The 3,052-nt window shown below is 71.8% G+C and carries 2 protein-coding genes and 1 pseudogene; 2 read left to right on the top strand and 1 reads right to left on the bottom strand.

Translation table 11 applies throughout. The annotated features are described in order from the left end of the window. Positions 1 to 674 (top strand): protein phosphatase 2C domain-containing protein (locus tag B7767_RS17830; RefSeq protein ID WP_085573060.1); only part of this gene is annotated, 674 nt, incomplete at its 5' end. 66 nt (positions 675 to 740) lie between these two features. Then, the gene (locus B7767_RS17825; protein WP_085573059.1) at positions 741 to 2,483 is read left to right on the top strand and encodes a pyruvate dehydrogenase; all 1,743 of its coding nucleotides are present in this window, start codon (positions 741 to 743) and stop codon (positions 2,481 to 2,483) included. 6 nt (positions 2,484 to 2,489) lie between these two features. On the opposite strand, the pseudogene B7767_RS17820 reads toward B7767_RS17825, so the two are convergent. Continuing rightward, positions 2,490 to 3,052, bottom strand: a pseudogene (locus B7767_RS17820) (transcriptional regulator); the annotation flags it as partial.

The raw sequence follows: 3,052 nt of genomic DNA, 5'->3' as shown, positions 1-3,052 counted from the left end.
CCGCCGCCGACGCCTGCCGGTGGATCGGCGAGGCGGTGGGCCGCAGCCACGCCCGCCTCGTCGACGACATCAGGGCCGCCCGGCGCGGCGACCTCAAGTCCGGCCTGCACCGCCTCACCGACCGCAGCCTCGGCAGGCTCCGTGCCGCCGCGGCCGAGCAGGGCCTCGAACCCGACGCCTACGCGGCCACCCTGCGCTGCCTCCTGCTGCCCGCCGACCCCGAGTGCCGCACCCGGGTCTTCTTCGGCGTCGGCCCCGGCGGGCTGTTCCGGCTGCGGGGCGGCGCGTGGCAGGACATCGAACCCGAGGTCACCGAGGTCAAGGGCGAACCCGTGGTCGGTTTCGGCTCACCGCCCGCCGAGACCCCCGACGGCGACCGCCTCACCATGGACCTGGGCATCCCCACACCCCCGAGCCCGTACGAGCCCGCCCCCGGACCACCCCGCGAACCCTTCCGCTTCCGCACCTCCATAGCCCGCCCGGGTGACACCCTGCTGATGTGCGGCACCGGCCTCGCCGACCCCCTGCGCGGCGAACGGGAGCTCCGCGCCCACCTCGCCGACCGGTGGTCCCGCCCCGGACCGCCCGGCCTCGCCGCGTTCCTCGCCGACACCCAGGTGCGGGTCAAGGGGTACGCGGACGACCGTACGGCCGTCGCCGTCTGGGAGGCGTGAGCGCGCGCCGTGTGAATTCATGGAACCCGTCAGGCATCTTCGACACCCGAGGGGCAGACGGAAGCCATGGCCAAACAGAACATCGCGGAACAGTTCGTCGACATCCTCACCCGCGCGGGGGTCAAACGCCTCTACGGCGTCGTCGGAGACAGCCTCAACCCCGTCGTGGACGCCGTGCGCCGCAACTCCGCCATCGACTGGATCCACGTACGGCACGAGGAGACCGCCGCCTTCGCCGCCGGTGCCGAGGCCCAGGTCACCGGCAGACTGGGCGCCTGCGCCGGCTCCTGCGGGCCCGGCAACCTCCACCTCATCAACGGCCTGTACGACGCCCACCGTTCCATGGCCCCGGTCCTCGCCCTCGCCTCCCACATCCCGTCCAGCGAGATCGGCCTGGGCTACTTCCAGGAGACCCATCCCGACCAGCTGTTCCGCGAGTGCAGCCACTACAGCGAGATGATCTCCAGCCCGCAGCAGATGCCCCGGCTGCTGCAGACCGCCATCCAGCACGCCGTCGGCCGCTCCGGCGTCAGCGTCGTCACCCTCCCGGGCGACATCGCCGACCACGCCGCCCCCGAGAAGTCCGCCGAGACCGCCCTCGTCACCTCCCGGCCCACGGTCCGCCCCGGCGACGCCGAGATCGACCGCCTCGTCGACATGATCGACGAGGCCGGGAAGGTCACCCTGTTCTGCGGCGCCGGCACCAAGGGCGCGCACGCCGAGGTCATGGAGTTCGCCCAGAAGATCAAGTCCCCGGTCGGGCACGCCCTGCGCGGCAAGGAGTGGATCCAGTACGACAACCCGTACGACGTCGGCATGAGCGGACTGCTCGGCTACGGAGCCGCCTACGAGGCCACCCACGAGTGCGACCTGCTGATCCTGCTCGGCACCGACTTCCCGTACAACGCCTTCCTGCCCGACGACGTGAGGATCGTCCAGGTCGACGTGCGGCCCGAGAACCTCGGCCGGCGCTCCCGGCTGGACCTGGCGGTGTGGGGCGACGTGAAGGAGACGCTGCGCTGCCTGACGCCGCGGGTCCGCGTCAAGGACGACCGGAAGTTCCTCGACCGGATGCTCAGGAAACACGCGGACGCGCTGGAGGGGGTGGTGAAGGCGTACACGCGGAAGGTGGACAAGCATGTGCCGATCCACCCCGAGTACGTGGCGTCCGTACTGGACGAGATGGCCGACGACGACGCCGTGTTCACCGTCGACACCGGCATGTGCAACGTCTGGGCGGCCCGCTACATCTCGCCCAACGGCCGCCGCAGGGTGATCGGTTCCTTCTCCCACGGCTCGATGGCGAACGCGCTGCCGATGGCGATCGGGGCGCAGTTCACCGACCGGGGCCGGCAGGTCGTGTCGATGTCAGGCGACGGCGGATTCACCATGATGATGGGGGACTTCCTCACCCTGGTGCAGTACGACCTGCCGGTGAAGGTCGTCCTGTTCAACAACTCCTCGCTGAGCATGGTCGAGTTGGAGATGCTGGTCGCCGGACTGCCCTCGCACGGCACCGCCATGAAGAACCCCGACTTCGCCGCCGTCGCCCGCGCGTGCGGCGCCCACGGGGTGCGGGTGGAGAAGCCGAAGGAGCTCGCCGGGGCGCTGAAGTCCGCGTTCAGGCACAAGGGCCCGGCCCTCGTCGACATCGTCACCGATCCCAACGCGCTGTCCATCCCGCCGAGGATCAGCAAGGAGATGGTGACCGGTTTCGCCCTGTCCGCCTCCAAGATCGTGCTGGACGGCGGGGTCGGCCGGATGGTGCAGATGGCCCGCTCCAACCTGCGCAACGTGCCGCGTCCGTAGGGGATTTCACTGGAGGCGGGGCTTCCAGCCGCGTGCCGAGGTGTCGTACTCGTAGTGGGGCAGGCCCCCGATGCCGCTGGTGCGGAACGGGCGGCCGTGGTCGTCGACGCGGACCGTGCCGGTGCGGCCCTGCGAGGACCAGTCCAGCTCCAGGTACCAGCGGCAGTCGCAGTCCGCGGTGCGGGCGGTGACCCGCAGCACCTCCGGATCGGTCGCGGAGACCCGGTAGGGCATGCGCACGGCCGGGATCGGCGTACCGGCGTCGTTCCCGGCGACCGCGCGGGCGACGGGCCGGTCCTTGTCCAGGTCCACGTCGAAGGAGCGCGGGGTGAGCGCGCCGCCGCAGCCCTGGTCCATGGCGTACGCGTTCCCCGGCGCGGGATCGGAACGGCCGGCCACGCGGACCCGCAGCGCGGTGAGGACGACGGCCGTGTCGGAGGTCCCCTGCACCGACAGCTCCACCAGCGTCTCGCCCCCGTGCACGGCCGACTGCGTCGCCGCCCAGGTCCCGGCGTCCTGCGGGGCCGGTGGCGGCGGGACCCGCCGTGGCGGCGCGGCGACGACGTAGT

The sequence above is a fragment of the Streptomyces sp. 13-12-16 genome (genome assembly GCF_002114215.1).
Taxonomy (GTDB): Bacteria; Actinomycetota; Actinomycetes; order Streptomycetales; family Streptomycetaceae; genus Streptomyces.
The sequence above is the reverse complement of the archived record's forward strand: the minus strand, read 5'-3'. Positions and strand labels throughout refer to the sequence as shown.

Excerpts from the sequence above, each read along its gene's own strand:
- B7767_RS17825 (WP_085573059.1), top strand. The coding sequence starts at position 741 with ATGGCCAAACAGAACATCGCGGAACAGTTCGTCGACATCCTCACCCGC.